Genomic DNA, 1,651 nt, shown 5'->3' with positions numbered 1-1,651 from the left:
AGGGTGAAGCTCGAGCTCTGAGGGCCCGAGCTGCTGGCGGCGGCGGCGCCCAGGCCGCCCAGGACGAGCGCCCACAAGAGGACGACCAGCCAGCGCCGTGTGAAGGCGGCCCGGCCGATTCGGTGCAGGAAGGTGGCCATGAGGGTGTGACAACTCTCTGTCTGTCGATCTGGCGGTCGGTCGTTGCGAACGGGCAGGTCCTGTTGGTTGCGCCTCGGTCGCGAGATGCGCCGGCGGGGCCCGTCCCTCGGAGGTCGGCCGCCGTCTTCACCAGGATTTCGCCCGTCAGGGGGGCGCCGCGTCGGCCGCTCGTACCGGACACGCACCGGCCTGTCGGTCATTCGGCCGACACTGATCTCGGCTTACGCTCCTACGCTGTTCTGCGTGGACTGGAACTTCCCGCTCAGTGCGGCCGGCGGCAGAGTCATCAAGATCAGTATTCTGATCGCGTTCGGGCTCGCCTGGCTCGCCGACATCGCTGTACTCACCACCAGGACCCCCGATCCGTTCGGATCACCCACTACCTGGCTGCCCGTGCTGGTCACCGGTCCGCTGATCGCCCTCGCGGCCCTGGGCATGCCTCGATTGTGCTCCCTGGCCCGACGCGTCATCGGCGCAGTGACGACCTCCCTTGCCCTCACCGTCTGGTGCCTGATCGATCCCACCTCGGCTGTCGCGTGGTGGGGGGCACTGGAGACCTGCGGGCTGCTCTACCTCGTCGTCCGTACCACGGCGCACAACTGGCGGCCTGCTCACGCGATCGCCTGCACCGTCGCACTGGGCGGCACGGTCCTCATGCTGCCGCTCCGCATTCGGGCATGGGATGCCTTCGTCGCCGGCGGGTACTTCCTGACGATGGTGCTGGCGGTCTGTGTTGCCCTCGGTTGCGGAGTCCGCGGTCTGGAGGCCCGTAGGGAACGCGCCGTGCGCGACGTACGTCAGGCGGAACGGCTGGCCCTCGCCCGGGACCTGCACGATCTGGTCGCCCACCACATGACCGGCATCATCGTGCAGGCCAACGCCGCACTGGCTATCGAGGCCACCGCGCCCGACAAGGTGGATCCCATCCTGCGCACCATCGTCCGGTCCGGCGCGGAGACCCTGGAGTCGATGCGCCGCTTGGTCCGCGTCCTGCGGGAGGAGAACCACACCGCCCTGCGCCGTGGCGACCTGCTCACCGAGCTGGCCGACCTCGTCTCCGCGCACTCAGCCCATTGCGCCGATGCCAGCGACGAGGCGCCTGCCCGGCTCGATGCCACCGCGGCAGCCAGAACCGCTCGCCTCAGTCCCGAGGTGGAACTCTCCGTGCAGCGGTTGGTCCAGGAAGCCCTCACCAACGTCCGCCGCCACGCTCCCGGCGCCCTCACCACCGTCCACCTGGACGCGAGCAGTGGATGGATGCAAGTGACGGTCGCCAACACCGCGCCCCACTACAAGGCCGCCCCGCCCGCTGGTGGACGCGGGGGCTTCGGTCTGGTGGGGCTCCGTGAACGCGTCGAGGCCCTCGACGGAACGCTGAGCGCGGGCGCTCTACCCCATGGGGGCTGGCAGGTCCAGGCCGCCTTTCCGCTGAAGGGCCTCGCCGACGACACGCTCCAGGACGTCCGCTCGAAGCAGTGAGGGGCCGTGCGCTATCGGGTCGGGTGCACCG

General features: G+C 69.8%; 1 protein-coding gene. It reads left to right on the top strand.

Translation table 11 applies throughout. The features are described from left to right. Window positions 1-384: 384 nt before the first annotated feature. Window positions 385-1,620, top strand: coding sequence for a sensor histidine kinase (locus ACZ5CR_RS44680; protein WP_468869273.1), 1,236 nt, complete (start codon window positions 385-387; stop codon window positions 1,618-1,620). Window positions 1,621-1,651: the final 31 nt, after the last annotated feature.

It is taken from the genome of Streptomyces sp. NPDC031274 (assembly GCF_055570235.1).
The sequence above is the reverse complement of the archived record's forward strand: the minus strand, read 5'-3'. Positions and strand labels throughout refer to the sequence as shown.